The organism is Caldicellulosiruptor sp. F32, assembly GCF_000404025.1.
Lineage (GTDB): Bacteria > Bacillota > Thermoanaerobacteria > Caldicellulosiruptorales > Caldicellulosiruptoraceae > Caldicellulosiruptor > Caldicellulosiruptor saccharolyticus.
Genome location: NZ_APGP01000035.1, coordinates 1 through 1,503 on the forward strand (window position 1 = coordinate 1; position 1,503 = coordinate 1,503).

The 1,503-nt window shown below is 31.1% G+C and carries 1 protein-coding gene and 2 pseudogenes; all 3 read right to left on the reverse strand.

The features are described from left to right. A pseudogene (locus H964_RS12075) lies at positions 1-368 on the reverse strand (transposase); the annotation flags it as partial. Between the two features lie 112 nt (positions 369-480). After that, a complete protein-coding gene (locus tag H964_RS04010) occupies positions 481-1,299 on the reverse strand; it encodes a hypothetical protein (RefSeq protein ID WP_237738186.1) in 819 nt (272 codons plus the stop codon). Positions 1,300-1,303: 4 nt separating this feature from the next. Then, a pseudogene (locus H964_RS12810) lies at positions 1,304-1,503 on the reverse strand (hypothetical protein); the annotation flags it as partial.

A 1,503-nucleotide genomic window follows, 5' to 3' on the forward strand; every position in this document is an offset into this window, starting at 1 on the left:
ATCTGGTTTTTAACTGCTTCTGTAGAAGCAGTTAATATTTTATCTTCAATTTCAGAAACATTTCTTTTGTAGTTAGGAATTATCTTTGGTTCAAATTCACCTTCTCTGTCTCTTGGAATATTAATTTCCATCTCTCCAAATCTTATTTTTACAGTCTTATGAGTATTTCTGTTTCGAGAATTAGTAGTTTATTTGTTTTTAACATCATATTTCTCATAACATAGAGTTTCTTTAACCTCTGCTTCTAAAAAACTCTGAAGTACATCCTTAAACAAATCTTTTAAACTTTCGTAAATATCACTTACACTCTGAATATTGTTTTTTCTTATAAACTCTAAGAGCTGCTCTTTTGTTAAAACATTTTCCATAACAAAAGACCTCCCTCTTGGATATTTTTGTTTATATTCTGGTTCTTACCAAGAAGGAGGTCCTTATACTTTACATAGTCTCAAATATTTAAATTTTGTCGAAAATGAAAAATTAATTTTTAATAACATCATAATTCACTAAGTTACCATTAACTTCGAACAAACGCTTAACTGTTTTACCTTCCAGTTTATAAATTGTACAACCCTCAGATGTCAAAAAAGAGTTTTTATCAAGAAAATAAACTTCTCCATTTACATAAATAGGCCAGTATGCATTCAAATCTTTTGAAATTTCCTCTATAAACTCTAAATTTCCTCTCTTAAAATCAAGAAAAACCAATTTCGCTCTAAAAGGTTCTTTGATAGTAGAATAATCGCCAAATCCTTTATACTGTGGTTCACCCTGCGAGAAAATAAACTTATCTTCGGAAGTAAAACAACCCGGTGGATTACATAGCCCTGTATTTTTCGTAAACTCTGTTATTTTCCCTGTTAACACGTCTGCAACTGAAACCCAAATACATGCTGGATCAGCAGGAGTTGTAGTGCTGATAGCAACATATCTGCTATCCCTGCTCCATGCAATAGAGTAAATGATTCTATATACATTATTGATTGGCAAATCTCCAAATCTTTCGGAAAGCAATTTTTTCTTGATATTTTTATTTAAATCAATCACAACCAATGATGTAGCAAGTTCATTTTCTTTATTATCGTTCTCTCCACAAGCTATATATCTTCCATCTGGTGATAGAACAGGCCAGCAAAATGACCCCTTTGCAACTTGTTTTAATATAAAACTGTTATTCGCAGAAGACTCTTTATTTTTTGAAGCAGGTTGAGACTTTAGAAGATACAGCCCTTTTTGAGTTGCAATAACAAACACATTTCTTTCTTTATTTACACTAATATATTCTATTTCCTCTGGCATTTGCTTACAATAAACCTTCTTTTTTGGATTTATAATCCACTAAAATTAGCTTTTTCAGATTTGCACTACAATATGCTACCTGTTCTATTCCCCATGCAAAAAAACGAGTTGGGAAATAACCCCATTCTGAAGTCATTTTATAGTCTATTTTAATTCTGAAAAGTAAATCTTCTCTACCACTACTATGCCTGATTTTGCCATAAA